Origin of the sequence: Microbacterium sp. NPDC077644, from assembly GCF_040702785.1 — a bacterium.
Taxonomy (GTDB): Bacteria; Actinomycetota; Actinomycetes; order Actinomycetales; family Microbacteriaceae; genus Microbacterium.
Window position 1 is genome coordinate 467,749 of record NZ_JBFBME010000001.1, and the last position, 24,381, is coordinate 492,129.

Here is a 24,381-nt window from a genome sequence, read left to right on the forward strand (position 1 = left end):
TCCCATCCGCACGGGGAACACGGCTGCGCGAGCGTCGTGGATATCGACGTCGGGGAGATGGACTACTGCCTCCATGCGTCCGAGTTGAGCATGCCGCTCGCGCCTGGACGGGTTCGGGCAGGCTCGTACTGACGCGGATTGGTCTTCGGGCGCGAGCCGCTTCCCGTGGACACGCCATCGGTGCGGTCGAACAAGTCGGCCAGGGGTATGTCCGTAGACTGATACCCATGGTTCGGGTCGTCTTCATGTGCGGACCGGCGGGGTCAGGCAAGTCGACCGTCGCTCGTCGGATGGAGGCAGACGGATTCGTTCGGCTCTCGTTCGATCAAGAGGCCTGGGGCAGGGGCATCCGACACATGCCGCTGACAGATGATGCGCATCGCGAGATCGAGATCGAGCTCCGACGTCGTCTCGTGGATCTCGTCGAAGATGGACGTGAGGTCGTGCTCGACTTCTCCTTCTGGTCGCGTGCCATGAGGGAGGAATGGAGGCATGTGCTGGAACCGTTCGGGGTGGTTCCTGAGACGGTCTACCTTTCGACTGACCGTGAGACGTGTTTACGGCGTGTGGCCTCGCGCAGACGCTCACACAGCGACGATTTCGCTCTGGATACGGCGACCGCCGCAAGGTACTTCGATCACTTCGAGCCTCCGACTCCTGATGAGGGACCCGTGACCGTGCTTGTGGTGTGATCTGTCAACCAGGAAGAGCCCGGTGCCACGAGATCCCCGCCTGTCGGGTGCATCAGTCGCCGAATTCCAGAGGTTGGTCCGTGCGAGGCTCGGCCCGAGCTCAGGTTTAACGTCTAGCGCTATTAACGGCCCGCGGTATACCCCGGTCGCGTGATCAGATCGTTCGGTAGCAAGGAGACCGAACGGCTGTGGCGTCGTGAGCGCGTGCGCTCGATCGATCCGAGGATCCATCGAGTCGCGTTGCGCAAGCTACGCCAGGTGGGATCTGCGGCGGTGCTCGATGACCTTCGCGTCCCACCCGGCAATCGGCTCGAGGCGCTGAATGGTGATCGAGCCGGTCAGCGCACATCGGGACCAAAGACCAGTGGCGGATCTGTTTCGTGTGGACGGACGCCGGACCGGAGGAGGTGGAGATCGTTGACTACCACTGACAAGATCGAGCCGATCCACCCGGGCGAGGTCCTCATGGAGGACTTCATCGAGGGCTTGGGATCACGCAGAACAAGCTCGCCGTGTCGATCGGGGTGCCGCCGCGGCGGATCAACGAGATCGTGCACGGCAAGCGGGGGATCACCGCAGATACCGCGCTGCGACTCGCGAAGTACTTCGGCACCTCGGCGGAGTTCTGGATCAACCTGCAGAGCTGTTACGAGCTCGACCGTGCGGAGGATCTCGCTGGGGAGCAGATCGCTGCGATCACGCCGCTGGAGGTCGCGTGAGTGTGACTGATGCCTCGCCTGAGCGGGCTAGCCTTGCGCTGCACGGATTCTGGCGGTAGATGGCTGTAGGTGCCGGAACGTGGTGGAGTTCCGGTTTAACGTCTAGCGTTAATGACGGCGTCCGTTATATGCTGGACTCGTGATCAGATCGTTCGGCGGCAAGGACACCGAGCGTCTGTGGCGTCGTGAGCGCGTGCCGTCGATCGATCCTCGGATCCTCCGGGCGGCGTTGCGCAAACTTCGTCAGTTGGGATCAGCGGAGGTGCTCGAGGACCTCCGCGTTCCACCCGGAAACCGACTCGAAGCGCTGAAAGGTGATCGGGTCGGCCAGTACAGCATAAGGATCAACGACCAGTGGCGGATTTGCTTTGTGTGGACTGATGCTGGACCAGAGGAGGTGGAGATCGTTGACTATCACTGACAAGATTCCCCCGATTCATCCGGGGGAGGTCCTCATGGAGGACTTCATCGAGGGATTCGGGATCACTCAGAACAAGCTCGCGGTATCTATCGGAGTGCCGCCGCGTCGGATCAATGAGATCGTGCACGGCAAGCGGGGGATCACCGCGGACACCGCGCTGCGGCTGGCGAAGTACTTCGGCACGTCGGCTGAGTTCTGGATCAACTTGCAGAGCTACTATGAGCTGGATCGCGCAGAGGACGCTGCAGGGGAGCAGATCGCGTCGATCATGCCACTGCAGGTGGCATGACGCTTGGGGGGATGGACGCCGACGAGGTCGTCCGCATCGTCGACTGGCTCGACGAGCGCTCCGTCGTGTACCAGGTGAACGGCGGCTGGGCTGTTGATGCCTTGGTCGGATTCCAGTCCAGAACCCACGGAGACCTGGACCTCTTCGTCGACGCTACAAAGGTCGAGACCCTCATCGAGTGGCTGTCCGGTCGCGGGTACGAGGTCGTCGAGGATTGGCTGCCGATCCGTGTGGAGCTGCGATCGGGCGATCGGGCTGTCGACATCCATCCGATGGAGCTGGATGCGGCCGGTGACGGTGTCCAGAGGGGGTTCGGGGACGAGATCTTCGCCCATCGTGCGCGCGATCGTGCTGAGGGGATGATTCGTGGTCGCCCAGTGGTCGTAGCGACTGCGGCGATGCTCATGGCGCTGAGGTCGGGATACGAACTCCGGCCTGAGGACCATCACGATCTCGACCTGCTCCGGGACCTGGGCGACGGTAGAGGATGAGCGACGGTCGACGCTTGCGCACACCGCTAACGCTGACGTAACCCGGTGGAGTTCCGCTTCAACGTCTAGCTCATGCTTGTCGCCGGTCACTCCTCATCCCACGGCAGCCTCACCTGCGGCAGGATGTAGATGCGGCCGAGGGTGGCGACCGGATGCTTCGTCATGTACTCGGCGGCCTCGTCGATCGAATCGGCGGTGATGAGGTCGTAGCCGGCGAACCACTCCTTGAACTCGGGGAACGGGCCGTCGGTGATCAGGGCCCGGCCGTCACGGACGACGACGGACTTCGCCTGCTCGGGACCCGCGACAGGTGCACCCTCGCCGAGACGTCCCGCCGCTTCGCCCTCGGCAGCCCAGCGTTCGAGCATCGCCTGGTCCTCGGACGGGGGCAGATCGGTGCCGGTGGGGTCGGACATGTGGATGACGAGGTACTTGCTGCTCATGAGATTTCTCCATTCGATGGTGCGAGCTGATTTCGTCGGCGGATGAGGTGAGCCGTCTCGGCGGTGTTCCCGGCCAGATCGATTGCGCGGTCGTACGCCGCTCGGGCGTCGGCGGAGCGGCCGGTCGCGCGCAGCAGTTCCGCACGGGTGACGTGGAACGCGTGGTGGCCGTCGAGCTTGTCGGTGAGTCGGTCGACGATCGCGAGAGCGAGGTCGGATGAATCGTGCTCGGAGAGCGCGATGGCCTTGTTGAGGGTGACGAGTGGACTCGGGTCGATCTCCTCGAGCCGGGAGTAGAGGCTCGCGATGCGCGCCCAGTCGGTGTCACGCGGATGCGGGGCGGTGACGTGGACGGCATTGATCTCCGCGAGCAGCCGGTACCTGCCTGAGGGCTCATCAACCTCCCGTGATCCGAGCAATCGCAGACCCTCGACGATCAGATCTCGGTCCCAGGACCCACGATCCTGCTCATCGAGCCGCACCAGTTCACCGTCGGCCGAGACACGGGCCTGAGAGCAAGCGTCGGTGAGCAGCATCAACGCGAGCAGACCGACCACCTCGGCATCGTCGGGCCGGAGTTCATGTGCGAGCCGCGTGAGCCGGATCCCCTCGGCGGTCAGTTCGTGCCGGATCGCGGGCGTATCGGGGCCGGAAGCGAGGTAGCCCTCGTTGAAGACGAGGTACAGCACCACGAGGACGGCATCGATGCGCGCGGGGAGGTCCTCCGCCGCGGGGAACGCGAAGGGGATGCCGGCCGCCTTGATCTTCGCCTTCGCCCGGCTGATCCGCTGACCCATGGTCGTGTCCTGCACGAGGAAGGCATGGGCGATCTCGGCGACGGTGAGCCCGCCGACGATCCTCAAGGTCAGTGCGACGCGCGCGTCGAGCGGGAGCGCCGGATGGCAGCAGATGAACAGCAGCCGAAGCCGATCGTCCTCGATGGCGCCGGTCGGGGCGGCGGGTTCCGGATCGTGCAGCCGCAGCGCCTCCCGATGCTTCTCGTCTCGACGCGCCTCACGTCGCAGCCGATCGATCGCCCTGCGATTCGCTGTCGTGGTCACCCACCCGGCAGGGTTCGGCGGTATGCCGTGTGCCGGCCAATGCTCGACTGCGGTCGCGAACGCCTCCGCGGTCATCTCCTCGGCCAGGTCGAGATCTCCGAACCGCCGCGTGAGTCCCGCGACGATCCGCGCCCACTCCTCGCGATGCGTGCGCGCGATCACCGTCGCGACATCCCGAGTGCTGGCCTGGGTTTCGGGCATGGTCATCATCTCCTCGCTGCGTCTGCTCTCCGTGTGGGCCGTTCAGATACATGGCGGACGCCCTTCCTGATCGGGCCGGAATCGTTGCATCCGGCTATCAGGACCACGAACGGGGGCGGCTCATTTCGACACCGGCTCGACAGGTCCGAGTGCGCTGCAGACCCTGATGTCGGAGCCCGGGCCTATCCTGGGCGGCATGCCCGATCTCGACGACATCCGCCGCATCGTGCGCGGACTGCCGGATGCCGAAGAGCGAGAGCGCCCGAGCGGCACGACCTGGTTCGTGCGCGGCCGGATGTTCGCCTGGGTGGCTCGGCCCTGGCCCAGCATCCCGGACGACATGCGCGAGATCATCGGCACCGAGCTCGTGGTCTCGTTCAAGGTCGCCGAGCACCTCGACGCTCAGGCGACGAAGCACACCTTCCCCGACGTCGTGCTGCGCGAGACGTCGAAGTGGGTCGAGCCGAAGATCGCCGTGCGGATGGAGCGCATCGAGCACGACCATCTCGTCGAGATCGTCACGGAGGCGTGGCGGTCGCAGGCGCCGCGAGCCGTACGCCGGGCGTGGGAGGATGCCGCAGGCAACGGTCCCGACGACTCTCAGTAGAGCCGCCGGGTCTCCTGCGGCCAGCCGCACGCCTCCGCGATCCGCCCGGCCCAGTACCTTGCGCGCTCCTCGTCGGCGACGTCGACGATCGTGAGCCCGCCGATGTACTGCTCGCCGCGCGCGTACGGCCCGTCGGTGATCTCGATGCTGCCGCTGCGCGCATCCGCGGTGAACGCGTTGTCGAGCTCCTCGTCCACCCCGCCCGCGCACACGTACTCGCCCGCGGCGCGGATGTCCTCGACCACAGCGTTCGCGAGCGGCCCGCGTTCGCGGAACCACGCCTCGCTGTGATCGCCGACCCACTGCTGATGGAAGTAGATGATGTACTGCGTCATGAGTGCCTCCACTCGGTCATCGGCTGCCTGCAGGCTACCGCTCCCATCCCGCCCGAGGATGACCGGCCGAGCGAATCCGCGTGCGGAGATAGGCTCGGGGCATGCGCCGCCCGCACGAGCACCCGTCCGCAGCGGCAGACGAGCGGTTCGCCCTCGTCCTCGGTGCGCTGACCATGTCGGAGCACGACCCGGCCGTCCGCCGCCTCTCCGAGGCGTTCGGCGGCGAGCCCGACGGCATCCGCGAACGTCTGATCGGCGAACCGGCCGTCGTCTCGCGCCGCCTGGGCTTCGCCTCCGGAGCGGAGATGTTCGTCCACGACGACACGGTCGTCGCGGTGGTCCTCGATCTCTCGTCCGGACCGGATGCGCAGGGAGGACTCGACCTGTCCGATTGGATCCCGGGACTCGACAACGGCTCGACGGTCGAAGACTTCAAGAACGTGTTCGGAAAGAGCTGGTGGTTCGGGGGCCACAGCTCGCGATGCTTCCCCGTGGACGGTGCGTTCGCCCGCTTCGTCACGGTCGGGCACTCGACGCAGCTCGACCGGGTCGTCGTGAGCCCGCAGGAGCTGCGGGCCGCCCCGTGCCCGGAGGACGAGGACTGCGAGGCATGCGCCGATCTCGTCGTCCGTCGCGGGCCCGCCGCCGACTTCGACCTCGAGGCGACGATCGAATCGCTCGCCGATGCCGTGCAGGACGATCGCCTGCGTGAGGACGCGCACTGGGTGCGACTCGCCGATCTCACCCTGCTGCATTCCTCGGGTCTGATGGATGCCGTCGAGAGCCAGTTCCTGTGCCGCACGTGCGGGCGGGTCATATGTCTCACGCTGCGTCGCGACGCACCGCCGGCCGTCACCCACGCCACCGTGGATGCCGCGATGCGCCGTCACCTCGGCGTGATCCCTCCCGTCGAACTGTGGGGGGATCCGGAGCGCATCGACGCGGCTGCTCGTGCCTTGCGCTATGTCGACCACCGGCCGGGTTCGTGGTTCCTCCTCGAGAAGGAGGGACGTCTGCACCTCGACGCCCGCTACTCCTCGGGGATGGTCGACGGCTCGGTGCTCGTCCTCCTCGACGAGAGCGAACGCGAAGGCTACCGGTCAGGAGGGACCGAGTACCTGTCGGAACTGGCGAGGCGGATCGATGACAGTTCGCCGCACCGCGAAGGATCGCCGTACTACGCGAGAGATCTCCTGCGCGGCGCGGACGGCGCCGCCTATCGCGCCGAAGTCACCGCCGCGATCGTGAATCACTCCTGGGTCGCCGAGCAGCGGCGGCGCTCGGGGACATCGACGTAGGCGCTGCGGGGGAGTCGCCGATGGAGCACGTGTACGAGGAGCATCACCCCGACTCGCCTGTGCTCCAATGCGTGTGGCAGGCACGGGCCACGAAGGACGAGCGCTACCTCGTCCCAGCGGTCGAGTACTGGGACATGTGGTTCGCGCGGTCGCGCGGTGGAGAGATCGTCGCGGGGCTGTCCGGCCCCTCAGTGGGCCACCGCTGGCTCCGCTCGACCATCGGGGAGCACAGCTGGGGCATTCAGCTAGCCCCACATCGTCCTGCCCGGGGTGAGCAAGCAGCTCCTCCTGGGCGGCGAGCAGCGGCTCGTCGTCGACGCCGGTCGGATCACGGTCGCCGGGACGGCGTTGCCGTTCCCCGAGTTCGCGGACCTCGAAGCCTTCACGGACCGCCTCGTGGAACTGGATGTCCTGCGGTGCGATGACGATGTGCGCCGCATGCTCTCCGGTGACGACACGGGCTACTCGGAGCGGCACCGGCAACGCCGCGTCCGCGACTCCACCGGGCTCACTCGCAAGCAGATCGAGCAGCTGTCCAGGGCACGGGAAGCATTCGCCCTGCTACTGCAGGGCGTGCCGCCGAGCGTCAGCGCGGCGCGATGCGGGTTCGCCGACCAGGCGCACCTCACGCGCTCGCTGAAGACGTTCCACGGCCAGACGCCGGCTCAGGTGCTGTCCGGTCGATGATGGCGGAAACGTTCAATACGGCGGCCATCACCGAGCGATGGACTGAGGGCATCGCATCCCCACCAGGACAGGAGCACACGATGACCGCACCCGCAGCCCCCGAGGGTTACGCCACCGTCAACCCGTTCATCATCACCTCGGACGCCGACGCGCTGACCCGGTTCGTGATCGAGGTCTTCGACGGCGAGGAACGAGCCGAGGTCCGCACGATCGACGACGACGGGCTGCTGCTCCAGTCCGAGGTGCGCGTCGGGACGAGCACCATCATGCTCGCCGAGCGGAAGCCGGACTGGCTTTTCACGCCGAGCCTGCTCCAGGTCTACGTCGACGACCTTGACGCAGTGCTCGAGCGCGCTCTCATGCGTGGGGCGCGTCTGGTGACGAAGCCGACGGATTTCTTCGGCACCCGGTTCGCCCGCGTGCAGGACACGAGCGCGAACCTGTGGTGGATCTGGCAGCACGGCGAGGCGGTCTGGGACGGTCAGGACGGCGACGGCGACTGGGCGGCCGAGAGCGCGGATGAAGGCTGGGCCGAGGTGTCGCCCGAACTCGCTTACATCCACGACACGCTGCTGGAGGCGATGACCGCCCTGCGCGATCCGAGGGGTTCGCAGAGCTGACTCGGCCCTGTACCGAGGCTCCCGATCGCCGACCAGGACCGCCGGGTAAAGTTGTGACGTTGCCCCGTGCGCCGGGCCCGAGGCAGAGGATCGAGGAGGACGTCGCACCGTGACGCAGCAGAACATCGTCGATACCCAGGGGCGACGGGTCTCCTTCGTCGAAGAGGGCGAGGGGCCGGTTTCGCTCGTGCTCGTCTCTGCGCGGGACCTCGACGGCGACGGCCTCGGTGTCGTCGCGCATTATCTCGCCGAAGAGGCCGGGTTCCATGTGATCCGGGTCAGCCTGCAGACCGAGTATGCCGTCGCGGCAACCGACGATCTCCTCGCGCTGCTCGACGGCCTCGGCCTCGACGACACCTGGATCGGCGGTCACGGCTTCGGCGGAACCGTCGCCCGCGCTTTCGCCGCGGCGCACACCGATCGGGTCAACGGACTGCTCCTGCTGGGCGCTGAGGATGACGACACCCCGCTCGCCCCCGCCATCCCCGTTCTCATCGTGCAGGGCTCGGAAGACACCGTCACCCCGCCGGCCAACGGCGAACGGCTTCAGGCGACAGCCCCTGAGCGGGCGAGCGTCAAGAGCCTCGAGGGCGCCGACCACTTCTTCCCCGTGACGCACCCGATCGAGACCGCCGTCATCATCGAGGAGTACCTGGACTGGGACTGACCCCAGTCAGAGCAAAAGCACTGCTCCTCTCCGCGATTCCGCCGTCATGCATGCCGGCCCTCCGCGATCTCCTCGACGGTCTTCGCGTTGAACGCGGGAAGGTCATCCGGCGTCCGGCTCGAGACGAGTCCGTGGTCGACGGTCACCTGCTGATCGACCCACGTCGCTCCGGCGTTGCGCAGATCGGTGCGAAGGCTCGGGTAGCTCGTGAGCGTCCGCCCCTTGACGACGTCGGCCTCGACGAGGACCCACGCTCCGTGGCAGATCACGGAGACGGGCTTGGAAGCGTCGAAGAACGCTTTCGCGAAGGCAACGGCGTCCTGATCCATTCGCAGGTGATCAGCGTTCACGACGCCACCCGGAAGGACCAGCGCGTCGAAGTCGGAGGCGTCGGCGTCGGCCACATCCTGATCGACCTTCTGCTCGTGTCCGTTCTTCCCGGTCACCGTCCCGTCGGCGGGGGAGATCAATCGAGCCTGCGCCCCGGCATCGGTCACCGCACCCCACGGACTGGTCAGCTCACTGTCTTCGAAACCATCGGTGAGCAGGAACGCCACCTTCTTGCCATCGAGTTCTGCCATGATCTCTCCTCTCTTTCTGAATGATTCCACCTTGGCGCCGCTCCCGGCGGTCGAACAGGGGGTTGACGCGCTGACGCGAAGAGGGTGGGATGCCGGAGCATCCCACCCTCTTCGGACATCTCAGAACATCACGCCGGCTGCGCCAGGATCGTGAAGCTCACGGCTCCCTGCTCGTCGACACCGGCGTCGAGCACCTTGTCCGACAGGGCATCGGCGGCGACGTCCTCGAGGAAGACTCTGCTGCCCTGTCCCTCGACGACGACATCGGCCGGCTCGGGGGTGGGCACGACGTGAACCGCGAAGCGCGCTTCGCCGTTCGGACCCTGCCCCTCCGCGGTCTGGATGCGCAGCCCGGCCTCTGCACCGGCATCCTCTCGGCCGACGATCGTGGTGACGACGGCATCTGCATTCTCGGTCAGGGTGAGCACAGGGCTCTCCTTCCGTGTTGCGGACATGCTCCGGACGAAACATGTCCGGGCCACGATTCCGCACAGGAACGCCGTCTTCAAGCTCAGGTCAGGATTCTGAGGACTTTCTCATGTGGGCGGATGCAGTCGTTTGCGCAAGAAGACCTGTTCGGTGCCGTCGTCCTGCGGCACACGCTGCGTCTGTTCATACCCGCACGCTTCGTACAGGCGGATGTTCGCCTCGCTCAGGCTGCCGGTGAACAGCTCGGCCTGGGCGGCAGTGCTCGCCTCCTCGGCCGCCTCGAGCAACGCGCGGCCGACGCCCTCGCCCTGCATGTCGGGTGCGATCGCGATGCGCCCGATCATCAGGAGGTCTCCGTCTTGGACGGCTCGGATGGCTCCGACGAGGCGTCCGTCGACACGAGCGACCCACCCGTCGTTCTCCGCGATCTCCGCGCGCAGCTGCTCGAGCGTCTGCGTCAGCGGGGGCATGTCGGCCGATCCGTAGATCAGAGCCTCTGACACGAACGCCGCGCGTTGCACCGTCAGCACTTCACCGGCATCCCCCGGAGCGATGGGTTCGATCGTCAGGGTCATGCTCGGGGATCCTCTTCGCGAAGGCGAGGTTCGCGGCGATGCTCGGGGCGGAATCCCGCCTTGTCGGCGTAGAACGCGCGGATCCGATCCATGTCGGCCGACACCTCGCCGGTCAGCTCGAAAGTGGGGCCGATACCTGTCGTCATGGTGGTGCGGTCGACGAAGCAGAGCGTCACCGGCATGCCGGCATCCCGGGCAATGCGGTAGAAGCCCGACTTCCAGTATCCGGCGCCCGTGCGCGTACCGTCCGGCGTGATCACCAACCCGAACGTCTCGCCGGCGTGGACGCGTGAGACGACGTCGGCGACGACGCTGCTCGGGTCTTCGCGATCGACGGGGATGCCGCCGAGACGGCGCATCACCGGCCCGCGCCATCCGGCGAACAGGCTCTTCTTGCCGAGCCAGCGGATCTCGACACCGAGGCGCCAGGCGATCGCGAGCATGAGCACGAAGTCCCAGTTCGAGGTGTGCGGTGCACCGACGAAGACGGTGGGACGATCTGGTGCGGCTGCGCCGACGAGCCGCCAGCGGCTGACGCCCCAGAAGGCACGGGCGATGAGTCGTCGGAGCATCCCTCAACGGTAGGGGAAGTGGTATTCCGGATCGGGTATGGGGGTCTCACCCGCGCTCCCCGCTGCGCCTCATCAGAGCGGGCAGCGCGAGCCAGAGACCGAGCACGATCACCGCCCCGACGGCCGCGACGATCGTCGCCGGAGTGCGTCCGAGCGTGAAGTCGACGATCAGTGCGGTGACGCCGATGCTGAGCAGACCCACCACGACCAGGTCCGCCTTGACGAGGCGCGAGGCGATGCGCACCAGCTCCGGCTTGCGACGGCGGCCGAACAGTGAACGGTGCATGCCGACGGGCGCGAGCGCGAGGATCGTCGCGAGCGCCGCGAGACCGACGAGAACGAGATACAACCCGACCTGCAGAGGGTCGAGTTCGGTGAAGCGCGGTTGGAACGCCACCGCGAGCAGGAACCCCGACAGCACCTGCGTACCGGTCTGCATGACGCGCAGCTCCTGCATGAGCTCGTCCCAGTTGCGGTCGGCGCGCTCGTTCGCCGTCTCGTCGCGGCCGTCTTGGCTCAGGGCATCCTCGGCCGGGGCATCATGGTCCATGAGCCGAGTCTGGTCACGCGCCGGCCGTCCTGTCCAGCCTTCACCGCACTGGATGCCGCTTGCCGAGCTCGTGGTCAGAACCGGGCGTACCATGGAGGCATGACTTCTTCGCAGACCACGCAGCCGGGCGCCACGACCGAGGCGCAGCCGCTCACGGCGCCCGCCGGCCTCAACCTGCTCGGCGACACCGACGCCGGCGGTTGCTGCGGCGCCGACGGCTGCTGCTCGCTCTAGAGCAGCCAGCCGCCGACCGGCCGGAGGTCAGTGGCCTCCGGCGAACTCCGCATCCACGTCGTCCGCCGGCTTGCGGACGAAAGCGCTCAGCGCGACAGCACCCAGCGAGATGATCGCGGCGATCAGGAATGCCAGGCGTGCGCCCGGCGCACCGGCGACCGCGGTGTCCAGACCCTGATGCTCGCCCGCGTGCAGGATCGACGAGTACGTCACCGTGAGCAGGGCGACGCCGGCCGCACCCGCGACCTGCTGGATCGTGTTCAGCGCGGCCGAACCGTGCGAGTACAGGTGGCGACGCAACGATCCCAGCGACGATGAGAACAGCGGCGTGAACGACATGGCCAGGCCCACCGACATGATCGTCTGCGCGATGACCAGCATCCACCACACGGTGTGCTCGCCGACGGTCGAGTAGAAGAAGAGTGCGGCCGAGACCATGATCGTTCCGGGAACGAGCAGCGTGCGCGTCCCGCGGGCATCATAGATGCGACCCATGATCGGGCCGAGCAGTCCCATCAGCACCGATCCCGGCAGCAGGATGAGGCCCGACTGCAGAGCATCCAGGCCGGCAACGTTCTGGAGGTACTGCGGCAGGAGCGTGAGCGTTCCGAACATCGACAGCGCCAGCACGGCCATCACGATCACCGCGACGGTGTAGTTGCTGCTGCGGAACACGCGCAGATCGAGCAGTGCATCGTCGACGCGCTGCAGGACGAGCTGCCGCCAGACGAACAGTGCCAGGGCGATCGCGCCGACCACGAGCGAGACGATGCCGATCGTCGCGCCGCCGGACGCGCCCTCGCCGCCGAACTGGCTGAGGCCGTAGACGACCCCACCGAATCCGAACGCCGACAGCATGATCGAGAGGACGTCGATCGGCGCATCCTTGGTCTCGCCGAGGTTCGTCATCCACTTGGCACCCATCGCCAGGGCGATGATCGCGATCGGCAGGACGATGGCGAACAGGACGCGCCAGTTGAAGGCATCCAGAACGGCGCCGGCGAGCGTCGGGCCGATCGCGGGGGCGAGCGAGATGACGAGGCCGACGCGGCCCATCATCCGGCCGCGCGACTGCGGCGGCACGACGTTCATCATGGTGGTCATCAGCAGCGGCATCATGATGCCGGTGCCGCCAGCCTGGATGACGCGCCCGGTCAGCAGCACGGCGAAGCCGGGAGCGAGCAGGCACACGAGGGTGCCGATCGAGAACGCGCTCATCGCGGCGATGAACACCTGCCGGGTGGTGAAGCGCTGCAGGAGGAAACCGGTCGTCGGGATGACGACGGCCATGGTCAGCATGAACGCGCTCGTGAGCCACTGCCCGAGCTCGGGCGGAATGCCGAGGTCGGTGTTCAGGTGCGGGATCGCAATCCCCATCGTCGTCTCGTTGAGGATCGCGACGAAGGCGGCGACGAGCAGCAGCCAGATCACGCGCATGTCGGAGCGCGCGATGACGGGTTCCGCCTTCACGGTGGGAACGGAACCGGTGGAAGTGGTGGCCAAAACGTCTCCTCAAGAGATTGGGGCGGGCGGGAAGGCCGGGCGCGGAACCGACAGATCTGGCATCCGCTCGTGCGCGACGTTCCAAGATAACCCCGCACCGATGCGAGGAATTCCCTTCGACGCGAGATTTCTTGCGCGGTCTAGGCTGAGCGCATGAGCATGGGTGGCATGGGCGGAGGCCGCGGCGGTGGTGGCGGCGGCTTCCGGGGTGTCGACGAGGCAGCGCAGAAGAAGCTGAACGCGCAGGCGCCGAGGATCGAGGGCCTCGGCAGGCGAGTCGTCGCGCTGTTCCGGCCCTACCTCGGCCGCATCATCGTGACTGGCATCCTCGTGGTGGCGGGCGCCGCGATCGCCGTCATCCCGCCGCTGATCGTGCAGCGCATCTTCGACGACGCGCTCTTCCCGACCGATGGCGGAAGCCCGGAACTCGGCCTGCTCATCCGTCTCGTACTGGCGATGGTGGGGCTCTTCCTGCTGTCGGCGGTTCTCGGGGTCGCGCAGACCTGGCTCACCTCGACGGTCGGCAACAGCGTCACCGGCGACCTGCGCGTGCGCCTCTTCGAGCACCTGCAGGCCATGGAGCTCGGCTTCTTCACACGCACGAAGACCGGTGTCATCCAGTCGCGTCTGCAGAACGACGTCGGCGGCGTCTCGGGCGTCCTGACGAACACCGTCACGAGCATCCTGGGCAATGTCGTCACGGTGATCGCGTCGCTCGTCGCGATGATCCTCATCGACTGGCGGCTGACGCTGATCGCGGTCGTGCTGATGCCGTTCCTGGTCGTCGTACAGCGCAAGGTCGGCCAGGTGCGCGCACGGATCGCGGGGGAGACGCAGGAGTCGCTGAGCGAGCTCACGTCGATCACGCAGGAGACCCTGAGTGTATCGGGGATGCTGTTGTCGAAGGCCTTCAACCGGCAGCGCACGGAGTCCGATCGGTATCAGTCGGAGAATCGGAACCAGGTGACGCTGCAGGTGCGGCGGGCCATGAGCGGACAGGGATTCTTCGCGGTCGTGCAGGTGCTCATGGCGTCCGTGCCTGCCGTCATCTATCTCGTGGCCGGCTACCTCATCGCCGGCGGCGAGGGTGCGATCACCGCCGGAACCGTCGTCGCGTTCACCACCGTGCAAGCACGGCTGCTGATGCCGCTCATGGGGCTCATGCGCGTCTCGCTGGATCTGCAGACGTCGTCCGCGCTGTTCGCCCGCATCTTCGAGTACCTCGACCTCGTGCCGGAGATCGAGGACGCTCCAGGCGCCATCGCGGTCGCACAGGCGCCCGGTCCGCGGGGCCGGATCGAGTTCCAGGACGTCGTCTTCCGATACCCGGATGCCGCGCCCGACGCGCGCCCGACGCTGCAGGGCGTGTCGTTCACGGCCGACCCCGGACAGCACGTCGCGTTCGTCGGGCCGTCGGGTGCGGGCAAGACCACCGTGCTGTACCTCGCGCCGCGGCTGTACGAGGCGCACGGTGGTGCTGTGCTGTTCGCCGGGGCCGACGTGCGCACTCTCACCCAGGAGTCGATCATCGACGACGTGGGAATCGTGTCGCAGGAGACGTACCTGTTCCACGCGACGATCCGCGAGAACCTCATGTATGCGAAGCCGGATGCCTCGGACGAGGAGATGATCGCCGCGTGCCGCGCGGCCAACATCCACCACATCATCGCCGGGTTCGAGAAGGGCTACGACACGATCGTCGGCGAACGCGGCTACCGGCTCTCCGGCGGCGAGAAGCAGCGCATCGCGATCGCGCGCGTGCTGCTGAAGGATCCGCCCGTGCTCCTGCTCGACGAGGCGACGAGCGCGCTGGACACGGTCTCGGAGCGGGTCGTGCAGGAGGCCCTCGATGAGGCTGCTAAGGGGCGCACCGTGCTGTCGATCGCGCATCGCCTCTCGACGGTCATGGGCGCCGATGTCATCCATGTTCTGGAAGCCGGGCAGATCGTCGAATCGGGAACGCACGCCGAGCTGCTGGCGGCGGGGGGCCTGTACGCCGAACTCGCGGCGCAGCAGGTCGCGGCATCCCGGATCACGGGTGCCGAGGTGGAGATCGAGCGCGAGGTTTCCGGGGGATTGATGGCTGCCTTCGCCGACCGGCGGGCGGATCGCGCGCCGGCGGGATCCGTCGCCGAGGATGCTGTGAACACCCTCACCGCCTCGGTGCCTCTGCTCGACGGGGATGCCGGCGATCAGCGCGTCTACCCCGCTGAGGGGTGAGTCCGCCGGACCGAATCCCAGACGTCGCGTCTCCGTGACGGCGTGTCAGACGCCGGACACGCCGTCGTCCTGATCGATCGTCTGGGAATCGGCGCGCTCGCCGGCGCCCAGCGCGCCGACCTGTCAGTGCGCCGACATGCCGCCGTCCACGAACAGCGAGTGTCCGGTGATGTACGACGAGCCGGCGCCGGCCAGGAACACCGCGGCAGCCGCGAAGTCGCTCGGGAGTCCGTTGCGCCCGATCATCGTGCGCGCTGCGAGCTCGGCGACCTTGGCCTCGTCGTCCTGCAGCCGGGAGTTGAGCGGAGTGAGCACGAACCCAGGTACGAGTGTGTTGCTCGTGACGCCGTGGTGGCCCCAGGCCTCGGCTTCGGAGCGCATGAGCGACTCCACCGCGCCCTTGGAAGCGCCGTAGACCCCGCTGCCGACGAATGCGCGATGCGCCTGCTGCGAGCTGATGTGGATGAGGCGTCCGAATCCGCGCTCGGCCATGCCCTGTGCGTACCGCTGCCCGAGCAGGAAGGGTGCGAGGGCGTTCACGGTCATCGTGGCATCCCAGTCCGCTTCGGTGATCTCGGCGAACGGAGGCCGGATGTTGATCCCGGCCGAGTTCACGAGGATGTCCGGTTCGCCGAACGGCTCCGTCGCGGCCTCTGCTGCGGCGTGGATGCCGTCGCGGGTGCCGAGGTCGCCCACGACGCCGGCGGTGCGACATCCGTCGTCGGTCAGCGCGCGGACCGTGTCGTCGATGCGGTCCCGGCCGCGCGCGACGATGACGACGGATGCTCCGGCGCGAGCCAGTGCCGTGGCGATGCCGCGCCCGATGCCCGAGCTGCCGCCGGTGACGACGGCCGTTCGGCCCTCGAGCGAGAAGAGCTGCGACAGATACGGGTTCATGGTGCTCCGTTGCGGGTCGTTCACCAGGCCAGCGCCGCTGCGAGCGACGGGTCGGGTCGGGCGTCGGCGTATTCGGGCAGCGATCGCAGCTCGTGGCTGAACGACTCGACCTCGGCGCCGTACGCCGGATCGTCGTGGGTCGCCGCGATGGCCTGCAGCGGCGGCAGGTCCATGGCGAGGATGAGGTCGAGTCGGGCGACGACGGCGGCGGTCGCGCCCGCTTCGTGCAGGACGCGGATGCCGCCGCGCAGGGCCGCGATGTAGTCGCGCAGCACAGGCAGCGCGGCCTTGCTCTGCGTGATGGAGGTTCCGTCCGCCCGCAGCCGCCAGTGCACGACGACGTCGGGGATGACGTCGAACGCGGCCGCACGCGTGTACATCTGCTGCGCCACGATCTGATCCTCGTAGGCGACGCCTTCGGGGAAGCGCAGATCGGACCAGAAGTTCGTGCGACTGACCTTGGACCACGCGACGATGTTCGACGCGGCGGCCGGATGCTCGGCGATGGTCGTGGCGAGGCGCGCGGGATCGGTCGCGGCCGCCGTCCATGGCTGCACGCGTCCGGTGGCGTATCCGTCACCGCGGAGTCGGGAGCGCACGTAGGCTCCGGCGACGAAATCGCTCCCCGTCTCGGCGAGGGTTCCCGTCAGACGGGCGATCGCGCTCGGTGTGAGCTCGTCGTCGCCGTCGAGGAAGCCGAGCAGGGGCGTGTCGACCTCGGCGAGTCCGGAGTTCCTGGCGGCGCCCAGCCCGCGCGGCTCGTCGTGCCTCAGCAGCCGGAATCGCGGATCGGATGCCGCGGCATCCGCGAACACGTCGCCGGTGGTGTCGACGGAGCCGTCGTCGATGAGGATCGCCCGCCAGCGAGGCTCTGTCTGCGCCCGCAGCGAGGCGATCGCCGCCGGCGCGAACGACTCGATGTCGCGGCCGGGGACGATGAGCGTGACGATCGGGTCGGGCACGCCTCGAGTCTATGGCGCGTCATGCTCCGGAGACGGCGGCCACGGCATCCGCCACCAACGCCGCGAGGCGCTCCGGCGCGTCGCCCTGCAGCGGTTCGCGCGCGAACGTGAAACGCACGGACGTCTGCGCGACCTCTGGAGGGACGCCGCACGCCAGCAGCACGTGCGAGGGCTCATCGCTGCCGGCGGCGCATGCCGAACCGCTCGACGAGATCACGCCGCGGCGCTCGAGCTCGAGCAGCACGGCTTCGCCGCTCGTCCCGGCGAAGGTGAAGCTCGCGGTCGCCGGCAGCCGGTGCTCGGCATCGCCTGTCAGCGCCGCCTGCGGTACGGCATCCAGGACGCCGCGGATGAACCGACCGGTCAGGGCGCCGACCTGAGACGCGCGCGCAGCCCGCTCCGCTTCGGCGAGCTCGAGGGCCGTCGCGAGGCCGACCGCCCCGGCGACGTTCTCCGTGCCCGAGCGGCGTCCGCGTTCCTGGCCGCCGCCGTGCAGCAGCGGCTCGAGCGGGACGCGGCCGCGCACGGCGAGCGCGCCGATGCCTTTGGGGGCACCGAGCTTGTGCCCGGCGATCGAGATCGCATCGGCGCCGAGCTCGGCGAGCGGCAGCCAGCCCGCGGACTGCACGGCATCCAGGTGCAGCGGCACACCGGCATCCTTCGCGACCTGTCCGAGCGCGGTGGCATCCTGCACCGTGCCGATCTCGTTGTTCGCGTGCCCGATCGAGACGAGCGCGGTGTCGTCGCGCAGGGCGGCGGTGAGTGCCGCAGGGGAGACGCGGCCCGTGCCGTCGACGGGCGCGAGCGTCACCGTCACCCCGTGGAATCGCTGGAGGTACGCCGCCGACTCCAGGATCGACTCGTGCTCGATCGGACTCGTGATCAGATGCCGGCGCCCTCGCTCGAGACCGGCCAGCACGATGCCCTTGACGGCGAGATTGTCGGCCTCGGTCCCCCCGGAAGTGAAGATCACATCGCCTGTGCGCATCCCGAGCAGGCGTGCGACGCGCATCCGGGCGTCCTCGAGCGCGCTCGCCGCAGCCTCACCCGCCGTGTGGTGGCTCGACGGATTGCCGAAGACCCCGGTCAGGTACGGGCGCATCGCCTCGAGCACCTCCGGACGCACCGGAGACGTGGCGGCGTGATCGAGATAGAGCATCTCAGCCGATCCGGACGTCGAGCCCCAGGTCGAGTGCGCGCGCCGAGTGCGTCAGCGCACCGACCGAGATGACATCGACGCCGGTCTCGGCGATCGCCCGGACCGTTTCGCGATCCACACCACCGGATGCCTCGACCGTCGCCCGATCGCCGATCAGCGCGACGCCTGCGCGCAGGTCGTCGAGCGAGAAGTTGTCGAGCAGAACGGTGTGCGCGCCACCCGCGAGCACGGTCTCGATCTGGTCGAGCCGGTCGACCTCGATCACGACGTGCGTCGTGTGCGGGAGCTGCGCGAGCGCGCTGCGGAGCCCCTCGGCGAGGTCGTCGCCCCCGGACTGGAGCACGGCGAGGTGGTTGTCCTTGGCCATCACGGCATCCGAGAGCGAGAAGCGGTGATTGCGGCCCCCGCCGGATACGACCGCGTGCCGCTCGAACGCGCGCAGCCCGGGCGTCGTCTTGCGGGTGTCGGCGATGCGCGCGCCGGTGCCCTTGACCGCCCGGACGTATTGCGCCGTCAGCGTGGCGATGCCGCTCATCCGCTGGGTGAAGTTCAGGGCGACGCGCTCTGCGGTCAGGATGCTGCGCGCAGAACCGGTCACAGTCGCCAGCACGTCGCCGGGTGCGAACTCGTCGCCGTCGCCCACGTGCACGTCGACCGTGAGCGACGGGTCGGTGAGCGAGAACGCGGCGGCGAACACCGCGCCCCCACTGAAGATGCCGCGTTCCCGGGCCGTGAGATCGGCGACGGCTTCGACGTCGGCCGGCAACAGCGTGGTGCTCGTGAGGTCGCCCCACGGGGCGTCCTCGTCGAGGGCGGCGCCGACGACGCGGGTGAGGGTGGCGGGGGTGAGCATCAGGCTCCGATCAGGGCAGGGTGACAGTCGATGTGGTGCGCGCCGACGGATTCGGTGCGGGCGAGGGCGGCGGATGCCGTCGCCTCGGCGACCAGCAGCAGATTCGCGTCCTCGTGCTCGGCGCGGGTGGTCGGTGCCGAGGATGCGGCGCGGAAGGAGCGGATCGTGTCGAGCGCTTCGGCGAGTCCGTCGGGGGTGCGGAGGAGTCCGACGCGGTCCCACATGAGGTGCTGGAGGGCGGGGCGGGAGCATCCACCGCCGTCCAGGTCGCAGGAAATGCTGCTTTGAGCGCCGTTTGGCAGCGGAATGTGCGACCTGGAGATCGAATGCCCCACAGCATCCGCGGCCCTGGCCCCGAAGACCGCGGCCTCGAGCAGCGAGTTCGACGCCAGCCGGTTCCCGCCGTGCACGCCGGTACGCGCGACCTCGCCGGCCGCGAACAGCCCGGGCAGCGACGTGCGCCCGTCGAGGTCGGTGACGACTCCGCCCATCAGGTAGTGCGCGGCCGGCGTGACGGGAATCGGCTCGCGTCCCCAGTCGAATCCGCGCTCGCGAGTGACCCGGTCGATCGTGGGGAAGCGCTCCGCGAGCCGCGCCGCGCCGATGCCGGTGGCGTCCAGCCGCACCGGCGAGCCCTGCAGCGCGGCCTGCCGCGCCACGACCCCGGCCACGACGTCACGGGGCGCGAGCTCGCCGTCCGGATGCGCGTCGAACACGAAACGGCGGCCGTCGGCGTCGATGAGTGCTGCGCCCTCGCCACGGACGGCCTCGGAGATGAGGAAGGCGTCGCCGCCCGCGAGCACTGTGGGGTGGAACTGCACGAACTCCAGATCCGTCACGGCGGCGCCGGCGCGCAGGGCGGCCGCGATGCCGTCTCCGGTCGCGCCTGCCGGATTCGTCGTGTGCGCGTACAGCTGTCCGGCACCGCCGGTCGCGAGGATCACGGCGTCCGCATGCAGGTCGATCGCTTCGTTGCGGCGCAGCAGCCGGATCCCGTGCACGGCTCGATCGTGCACAGGGCCGTCGCCTGTGAGCAGATCGACGAGCAGGGCGTGCTCGATCACCTCGATGCCCGCCTCGCGGACGCGTTCCACGAGCGCCCTGCTGATCGCTGCGCCCGTGGCATCTCCGCCGGCGTGCACGATGCGGGCGTGCGAATGCGCGGCCTCACGGCCGAGGAGCAGCATCCCCTCCGCGTCGCGGTCGAACGCGACGCCACGGGCGATGAGCTCGGCGATGCGCGTCGAGCCGTCCTCGACGAGCACGTCGACCGCTGTGGCATCCGACAGCCCCGCGCCCGCCGTCAGCGTGTCGGCGGCGTGCAGCGCGGGGGAGTCGCCGGGGCCGTACACCCCGGCGATGCCGCCCTGGGCGAGCGCGGTGCATCCGCCGCCGAGGGCGTCCTTCGTGACGAGCGAAGTCCGATGCCCTGCCGCCGACGCGTGCAGCGCTGCGGTGAGGCCGGCGATGCCGGAGCCGACGACGACGACGTTCATGCGCGGGGCTTCGCCGCCAGCATCCGTTCGAGCGCGGCGCGTGCGGGGCCGGCGACGTCGTCGGTCACCTGGATGCGGTTGACGACGCGGCCGGCGACGAGCTCTTCGAGCACCCACGCGAGGTAGCCCGGGTGGATGCGGTACATCGTCGAGCACGGGCAGACGACCGGGTCGAGGCAGAAGATCTCGTGCTGCGGGAACTGCGCGGCCAGGCGCCGGACGAGATTGATCTCGGTGCCGATCGCGAACGTGGTCGGTTCGGTCGCGGCGGCGATCGCTCGGCGGATGTAGTCGGTCGATCCCGCCTCATCGGCAGCGTCGACGACCTCCATCGGGCACTCCGGATGCACGATCACGCGGACGCCGGGGTGCTCGGCGCGCGCCTGATCGATCTGCCCGACGGTGAATCGGCGGTGAACTGAGCAGAAGCCGTGCCACAGGATGACCTTCGACTCCTCCAGCTCGGCAGCCGTCGAACCGCCGAGCGGACGACGCGGGTTCCACATCGGCATCCGCTCGAGCGGCACGCCCATCGCCTTGGCGGTGTTCCGGCCGAGGTGCTGATCGGGGAAGAACAGTACGCGCCGTCCGCGCTCGAACGCCCACTCCAGCACCGTCTCGGCGTTCGACGAGGTGCACACGATGCCGCCGTGGCGCCCGACGAAGCCCTTGATGGCCGCCGAGGAGTTCATGTACGTGACGGGGATGACGGGCACACGGCCATCGGCGTCCGGTTGATCCAGCGGGCCGAGGACGTCGGCGAGCTGCTCCCAGCAGTCCTCGACCTGGTCGATGTCGGCCATGTCGGCCATCGAGCATCCGGCGGCGAGGTTGGGCAGGATGACGGACTGCGCGGGCCCCGAGAGCAGATCGGCGGTCTCGGCCATGAAATGCACGCCGCAGAAGACGATCGCCTCGGCATCGGGGTGCTCGAGCGCCGCGTTCGCGAGCTGGAAGGAGTCGCCCACGTAGTCGGCATGCTGCACGACCTCTTCGCGCTGGTAGAAGTGCCCGAGCACGACCGCGCGGTCGCCGAGGGCGGCCTTGGCGGCGCGGATGCGGGAGTCGAGCTCGTCTTCACCGGCCTCGCGGTACTCGGCGGGCAGTTCGCCCTGCCGGGGGGCGCCGGTGGGGATGACATCGCCCATCGAGGATCCGGGGCCGTAGCCGGGAACCCTGTCGAAGGTCCAGGGGTCTGCGGCCAGGTCGGTGGTGCAGGAGTCTGCCGGCGCGGCCTGGATCAGGTGGTCGACGGACGGGTCGCTGATGCGGATGGTCGTGGTTGGCATCGGAGCGCCGCCTTATGGTCGATTCGACACTTACTGTGCGAGATCAGATTATGTCGACTTGACCGTAAGTGCAATTCGCGCCGCGTCAGCTTCCCGTCGCGAGGCGGAACAGGCGGGCGGGGCGGTGCTTGCCTGTGCGGAACGACTCGGTCGGCACGAGCTCGTCCGACCCCTCGAGCAGTCGGCGGAAGTTCGAGGGATCCAGGCGCCTGCCGAGCACGGTCTCGTACACCTCGCGCAACTCCGTGAGCGTGAACTCGTCCGGCAGGAGACCTGCGCCGATCCAGCTGTAGCCGACCTTGTTGCGCAGCCGGAACAGCGCGTACTCGACGATGCGGTTGTGGTCGAAGGCGAGCTCCGGAAGGTCGTCGACGTCGAACCATTCGACGTTCTCCGGGGCGCCTGCCGCCGCGCGCTGGGCGTCGACGAGGTCCGAGCGCAGCAGCGCCCAGTAGACGATCGAGATGGCGCGCGTGGGGGAGCGGTCGACGTCGCCGAAGGTGTAGAGCTGCTCGAGGTGGCTCGGGCCGAGCGCCGTGGTCTCGGCGAGGGTGCGGGATGCCGCGGCATCCAGGTCTTCCGCCGGGTCCAGCCAGCCGCCCGGGAGCGCCCACATCCCCAGGTGCGGCTCGCGCGTGCGCCGGACGAGCGGCAGCATGAGCCGGTCGCCGTCGTCGCCCGCGCGCAGCGAGAAGATGACGGTCGAGACGGCGACGCGGATCGTGTCGGTCTCTCCGAACATGGGAGGGGCCACGCCGTCGAGCCTAGATGAGAGGTGCGGCTATGCTGGGAGCGCTAAGTGAACACAGGCCGCATGACCTGCGCGGGAGAGTCCGATGAACGCGATCGGGCACCGAAGGAGCAAGCCTCCCCGCCAATCTCTCAGGTATCCATACCGCGCGCGTCCGGCCGCTCTGAAAAGCGATCTCACGATCCGCCGACGGTGAAAGTCCCGCACACGCGGGACGAAACTCTCAGGCCCATGACAGAGGGGGAGTTCTCGGATACCGTGCATTCCGTACGGCATCCTTCCGATCGATACGGGAGAACTCCATGACCGAGGCCCGCTACACCCCGCTGCGCGAGCGACACGAGTCGCTGGGCGCGTCCTTCACGGACTTCGGCGGCTGGCAGATGCCGGTGCGCTACACGTCCGATCTCGCCGAGCACCATGCCGTGCGCGAGGCCGCGGGGCTCTTCGACATCTCGCATATGGCCGAGTTCACGATCGAGGGCCCGGATGCCGCGGCGTACCTCGACCACGCGCTCGCCGGACGGCTGTCGACCATGGCTGTGGGCAAGGCGAAGTACTCGCTGATCCTCACCGTGGACGGCGGCATCGTCGACGACGTCATCGTCTACCGCCTGGGGGAGGACCGGTTCCTCATCATCTCGAACGCCGGGAACCGGGATGCCGTCGCCGTAGCGCTCCCGGAGCGCACGGGCGAGTTCGAGGTCGTCGTGGCCGACGTATCGGACGACTATGCGCTCATCGCCGTGCAGGGCCCTGCATCCGAGCGGATCGTCTCGGCGATCGAGGGGATCACCGAGGTCGGCACGCCCTGGGGCGAGCAGAAGTACTACGCATGGGCGGACGCCTTCTTCCTGGGGCACCCGCTGCTCATCGCGCGCACCGGGTACACCGGCGAGGACGGCTTCGAGCTCCTCGTCCGCGCCGACGACGCCGCAACTCTCTGGGACGCCGTGCTCGGGGCAGGCTCCGCGCACGGTCTCGTCCCCGCCGGGCTCGCCGCCCGCGACACGCTCCGCCTCGAAGCGGGGATGCCGCTGTACGGGCACGAGCTCTCGCTCGACACGAAGCCTTCTCAGGCCGGGCTCGGTCGCGTCGTGGCCTCCGACAAGGACGACTTCGTCGGCAAGGATGCCGCCCTGCCCGCGGATGACGCCCGCGTCCTCGTCGGCCTCACCGCCGACGGGCGCCGTGCAGGCCGCGCCGGCTACGCCGTGGTGACGGAGGACGGCAATGCCGTCGGCGAGATCACCTCCGGCGCGCTCAGCCCCACCCTCGGCCACCCGATCGCGATGGCCTACATCGACCCCGCGGCGCAGACGATGCCGCTGTTCCTGGACGTGCGCGGAACGAAGATCCCCGCGACCGTCGCCGCCCTGCCTTTCTACCGGAGGAAGAAATGACCGATCTCACCGCTCTCAAGTACACCGACGAGCACGAGTGGCTCGCCGTCGACGGCGACACCGCGACCGTAGGCATCACCGACTACGCCGCTGACAAGCTCGGCGACGTCGTCTTCGTCGAGCTGCCGGCCGTCGGCACCGAGATCACCGCCGGCTCCGTCGTCGGCGAGATCGAGTCGACCAAGTCGGTCGGCGAGCTCTACGCGCCGCTGGCCGGCACCGTCACGGAGGTCAACGACGCCGTCGTCGACGACCCGTCGCTCGTCAACGCCGAGCCCTTCGCCGGCGGCTGGCTCATCAAGGTCGCCATCGCCGACGGTGCAGCCGACGGCCTGCTCGACCGCGACGCCTACGTCGCGCTGACGGAGGGTTGATC

At 68.5% G+C, this 24,381-nt stretch carries 29 protein-coding genes, 2 pseudogenes and 1 riboswitch; of the genes and pseudogenes, 15 read left to right on the top strand and 16 right to left on the bottom strand.

All coding sequences use genetic code 11. The features are described from left to right. Nucleotides 1-227: 227 nt before the first annotated feature. The 6 genes and pseudogenes from AB0269_RS02225 to AB0269_RS02250 all read left to right on the top strand — a co-directional run bounded on the left by AB0269_RS02225 (nucleotide 228) and on the right by AB0269_RS02250 (nucleotide 2,612). A complete protein-coding gene (locus AB0269_RS02225; protein WP_366209539.1) occupies nucleotides 228-692 on the top strand; it encodes an ATP-binding protein in 465 nt (154 codons plus the stop codon). Between the two features lie 150 nt (nucleotides 693-842). Beyond that, nucleotides 843-1,123, top strand: a pseudogene (locus tag AB0269_RS02230) (type II toxin-antitoxin system RelE/ParE family toxin). After that, nucleotides 1,110-1,411, top strand: a pseudogene (locus AB0269_RS02235) (HigA family addiction module antitoxin). Before AB0269_RS02230 ends, AB0269_RS02235 begins: the two co-directional pseudogenes overlap by 14 nt. 139 nt (nucleotides 1,412-1,550) lie before the next feature. Beyond that, nucleotides 1,551-1,832 (top strand): type II toxin-antitoxin system RelE/ParE family toxin, encoded by a 282-nt coding sequence (locus AB0269_RS02240; protein ID WP_366209540.1) that lies wholly within the window; start codon nucleotides 1,551-1,553, stop codon nucleotides 1,830-1,832. After that, nucleotides 1,819-2,121, top strand: coding sequence for a HigA family addiction module antitoxin (locus tag AB0269_RS02245; RefSeq protein WP_366209541.1), 303 nt, complete (start codon nucleotides 1,819-1,821; stop codon nucleotides 2,119-2,121). The genes AB0269_RS02240 and AB0269_RS02245 overlap by 14 nt, the downstream gene beginning before the upstream one ends. Nucleotides 2,122-2,132: 11 nt before the next feature. Continuing rightward, nucleotides 2,133-2,612, top strand: coding sequence for a lincomycin resistance protein LmrB (locus AB0269_RS02250; RefSeq protein WP_366209542.1), 480 nt, complete (start codon nucleotides 2,133-2,135; stop codon nucleotides 2,610-2,612). Between the two features lie 86 nt (nucleotides 2,613-2,698). Here the strand turns inward: AB0269_RS02250 and AB0269_RS02255 are convergent, their stop codons facing one another. Further along, the gene (locus AB0269_RS02255) at nucleotides 2,699-3,055 is read right to left on the bottom strand and encodes a YciI family protein (RefSeq protein WP_366209543.1); all 357 of its coding nucleotides are present in this window, start codon (nucleotides 3,053-3,055) and stop codon (nucleotides 2,699-2,701) included. Beyond that, the gene (locus AB0269_RS02260; protein ID WP_366209544.1) at nucleotides 3,052-4,317 is read right to left on the bottom strand and encodes a DUF6596 domain-containing protein; all 1,266 of its coding nucleotides are present in this window, start codon (nucleotides 4,315-4,317) and stop codon (nucleotides 3,052-3,054) included. Before AB0269_RS02260 ends, AB0269_RS02255 begins: the two co-directional genes overlap by 4 nt. A 196-nt stretch (nucleotides 4,318-4,513) precedes the next feature. Here AB0269_RS02260 and AB0269_RS02265 point away from each other — a divergent pair, with 196 nt between their 5' ends. Next, nucleotides 4,514-4,924 (top strand): hypothetical protein, encoded by a 411-nt coding sequence (locus AB0269_RS02265; protein WP_366209545.1) that lies wholly within the window; start codon nucleotides 4,514-4,516, stop codon nucleotides 4,922-4,924. Here the strand turns inward: AB0269_RS02265 and AB0269_RS02270 are convergent. After that, nucleotides 4,918-5,259, bottom strand: a complete 342-nt coding sequence (locus AB0269_RS02270; protein ID WP_366209546.1) for a hypothetical protein — start codon at nucleotides 5,257-5,259, stop codon at nucleotides 4,918-4,920. The genes AB0269_RS02265 and AB0269_RS02270 overlap by 7 nt on opposite strands. Before the next feature lie 101 nt (nucleotides 5,260-5,360). On the opposite strand from AB0269_RS02270, the gene AB0269_RS02275 reads away from it, so the two are divergent. The 4 genes from AB0269_RS02275 to AB0269_RS02290 all read left to right on the top strand — a co-directional run bounded on the left by AB0269_RS02275 (nucleotide 5,361) and on the right by AB0269_RS02290 (nucleotide 8,531). Next, complete coding sequence (locus AB0269_RS02275) at nucleotides 5,361-6,557, top strand: hypothetical protein (RefSeq protein ID WP_366209547.1); 1,197 nt, start codon at nucleotides 5,361-5,363, stop codon at nucleotides 6,555-6,557. A 270-nt stretch (nucleotides 6,558-6,827) separates the two neighbouring features. Beyond that, nucleotides 6,828-7,244, top strand: a complete 417-nt coding sequence (locus AB0269_RS02280; protein WP_366209548.1) for a helix-turn-helix domain-containing protein — start codon at nucleotides 6,828-6,830, stop codon at nucleotides 7,242-7,244. A gap of 80 nt (nucleotides 7,245-7,324) precedes the next feature. Further along, the gene (locus AB0269_RS02285; RefSeq protein ID WP_366209549.1) at nucleotides 7,325-7,864 is read left to right on the top strand and encodes a VOC family protein; all 540 of its coding nucleotides are present in this window, start codon (nucleotides 7,325-7,327) and stop codon (nucleotides 7,862-7,864) included. A 109-nt stretch (nucleotides 7,865-7,973) separates the two neighbouring features. Further along, nucleotides 7,974-8,531, top strand: coding sequence for an alpha/beta fold hydrolase (locus tag AB0269_RS02290; RefSeq protein WP_366209550.1), 558 nt, complete (start codon nucleotides 7,974-7,976; stop codon nucleotides 8,529-8,531). 44 nt (nucleotides 8,532-8,575) lie between these two features. Here the strand turns inward: AB0269_RS02290 and AB0269_RS02295 are convergent, their stop codons facing one another. The 5 genes from AB0269_RS02295 to AB0269_RS02315 form a co-directional block, all read right to left on the bottom strand. Further along, nucleotides 8,576-9,112 (bottom strand): type 1 glutamine amidotransferase domain-containing protein, encoded by a 537-nt coding sequence (locus tag AB0269_RS02295; RefSeq protein ID WP_366209551.1) that lies wholly within the window; start codon nucleotides 9,110-9,112, stop codon nucleotides 8,576-8,578. A 128-nt stretch (nucleotides 9,113-9,240) separates the two neighbouring features. Beyond that, a complete protein-coding gene (locus tag AB0269_RS02300; protein WP_175985851.1) occupies nucleotides 9,241-9,540 on the bottom strand; it encodes a Fe-S cluster assembly protein HesB in 300 nt (99 codons plus the stop codon). A 108-nt stretch (nucleotides 9,541-9,648) separates the two neighbouring features. Beyond that, nucleotides 9,649-10,116: a GNAT family N-acetyltransferase gene (locus AB0269_RS02305; protein WP_366209552.1), complete on the bottom strand. Its 468-nt coding sequence runs from the start codon at nucleotides 10,114-10,116 to the stop codon at nucleotides 9,649-9,651. After that, nucleotides 10,113-10,688: a 1-acyl-sn-glycerol-3-phosphate acyltransferase gene (locus AB0269_RS02310; protein WP_366209553.1), complete on the bottom strand. Its 576-nt coding sequence runs from the start codon at nucleotides 10,686-10,688 to the stop codon at nucleotides 10,113-10,115. The genes AB0269_RS02305 and AB0269_RS02310 overlap by 4 nt, the downstream gene beginning before the upstream one ends. Before the next feature lie 46 nt (nucleotides 10,689-10,734). Next, nucleotides 10,735-11,238, bottom strand: coding sequence for a DUF6328 family protein (locus tag AB0269_RS02315; RefSeq protein ID WP_366209554.1), 504 nt, complete (start codon nucleotides 11,236-11,238; stop codon nucleotides 10,735-10,737). A gap of 99 nt (nucleotides 11,239-11,337) precedes the next feature. Here AB0269_RS02315 and AB0269_RS02320 point away from each other — a divergent pair, with 99 nt between their 5' ends. Next, entirely contained in the window at nucleotides 11,338-11,472 is a 135-nt protein-coding gene (locus AB0269_RS02320) for a hypothetical protein (protein WP_264675131.1), read from the top strand. A 27-nt stretch (nucleotides 11,473-11,499) separates the two neighbouring features. Here AB0269_RS02320 and AB0269_RS02325 read toward each other — a convergent pair whose 3' ends face one another. Further along, a complete protein-coding gene (locus AB0269_RS02325; RefSeq protein WP_366210483.1) occupies nucleotides 11,500-12,909 on the bottom strand; it encodes a DHA2 family efflux MFS transporter permease subunit in 1,410 nt (469 codons plus the stop codon). Between the two features lie 225 nt (nucleotides 12,910-13,134). Here AB0269_RS02325 and AB0269_RS02330 point away from each other — a divergent pair, with 225 nt between their 5' ends. Next, complete coding sequence (locus tag AB0269_RS02330; RefSeq protein WP_366210484.1) at nucleotides 13,135-15,195, top strand: ABC transporter ATP-binding protein; 2,061 nt, start codon at nucleotides 13,135-13,137, stop codon at nucleotides 15,193-15,195. A gap of 123 nt (nucleotides 15,196-15,318) precedes the next feature. Here the strand turns inward: AB0269_RS02330 and AB0269_RS02335 are convergent, their stop codons facing one another. The 7 genes from AB0269_RS02335 to AB0269_RS02365 form a co-directional block, all read right to left on the bottom strand. Then, nucleotides 15,319-16,092, bottom strand: coding sequence for an SDR family oxidoreductase (locus AB0269_RS02335; protein ID WP_366209555.1), 774 nt, complete (start codon nucleotides 16,090-16,092; stop codon nucleotides 15,319-15,321). Nucleotides 16,093-16,112: 20 nt separating this feature from the next. Beyond that, nucleotides 16,113-17,054 carry a glycosyltransferase family 2 protein gene (locus AB0269_RS02340; RefSeq protein WP_366209556.1) on the bottom strand — a complete coding sequence of 314 codons (942 nt, stop codon included), beginning with the start codon at nucleotides 17,052-17,054 and terminating at the stop codon, nucleotides 16,113-16,115. A gap of 19 nt (nucleotides 17,055-17,073) precedes the next feature. Next, nucleotides 17,074-18,213: a cysteine desulfurase family protein gene (locus AB0269_RS02345; RefSeq protein WP_366209557.1), complete on the bottom strand. Its 1,140-nt coding sequence runs from the start codon at nucleotides 18,211-18,213 to the stop codon at nucleotides 17,074-17,076. Nucleotide 18,214: 1 nt separating this feature from the next. Beyond that, a complete protein-coding gene (nadC, locus tag AB0269_RS02350; protein WP_366209558.1) occupies nucleotides 18,215-19,066 on the bottom strand; it encodes a carboxylating nicotinate-nucleotide diphosphorylase in 852 nt (283 codons plus the stop codon). Beyond that, nucleotides 19,066-20,562 carry an L-aspartate oxidase gene (gene nadB, locus AB0269_RS02355; protein ID WP_366209559.1) on the bottom strand — a complete coding sequence of 499 codons (1,497 nt, stop codon included), beginning with the start codon at nucleotides 20,560-20,562 and terminating at the stop codon, nucleotides 19,066-19,068. Before nadB ends, nadC begins: the two co-directional genes overlap by 1 nt. Continuing rightward, a complete protein-coding gene (gene nadA, locus AB0269_RS02360; RefSeq protein WP_366209560.1) occupies nucleotides 20,559-21,851 on the bottom strand; it encodes a quinolinate synthase NadA in 1,293 nt (430 codons plus the stop codon). Before nadA ends, nadB begins: the two co-directional genes overlap by 4 nt. An 85-nt stretch (nucleotides 21,852-21,936) precedes the next feature. After that, entirely contained in the window at nucleotides 21,937-22,593 is a 657-nt protein-coding gene (locus AB0269_RS02365; RefSeq protein ID WP_366210485.1) for an NUDIX domain-containing protein, read from the bottom strand. A 72-nt stretch (nucleotides 22,594-22,665) separates the two neighbouring features. Beyond that, nucleotides 22,666-22,759, top strand: a riboswitch (glycine riboswitch). Between the two features lie 145 nt (nucleotides 22,760-22,904). Between AB0269_RS02365 and gcvT the strand changes: the two genes are divergently transcribed. Both gcvT and gcvH read left to right on the top strand, forming a co-directional pair. Further along, a complete protein-coding gene (gene gcvT / locus AB0269_RS02370) occupies nucleotides 22,905-24,005 on the top strand; it encodes a glycine cleavage system aminomethyltransferase GcvT (RefSeq protein WP_366209561.1) in 1,101 nt (366 codons plus the stop codon). Then, nucleotides 24,002-24,379 (top strand): glycine cleavage system protein GcvH, encoded by a 378-nt coding sequence (gene gcvH / locus AB0269_RS02375; protein WP_175985861.1) that lies wholly within the window; start codon nucleotides 24,002-24,004, stop codon nucleotides 24,377-24,379. The genes gcvT and gcvH overlap by 4 nt, the downstream gene beginning before the upstream one ends. Nucleotides 24,380-24,381 lie beyond the last annotated feature (2 nt).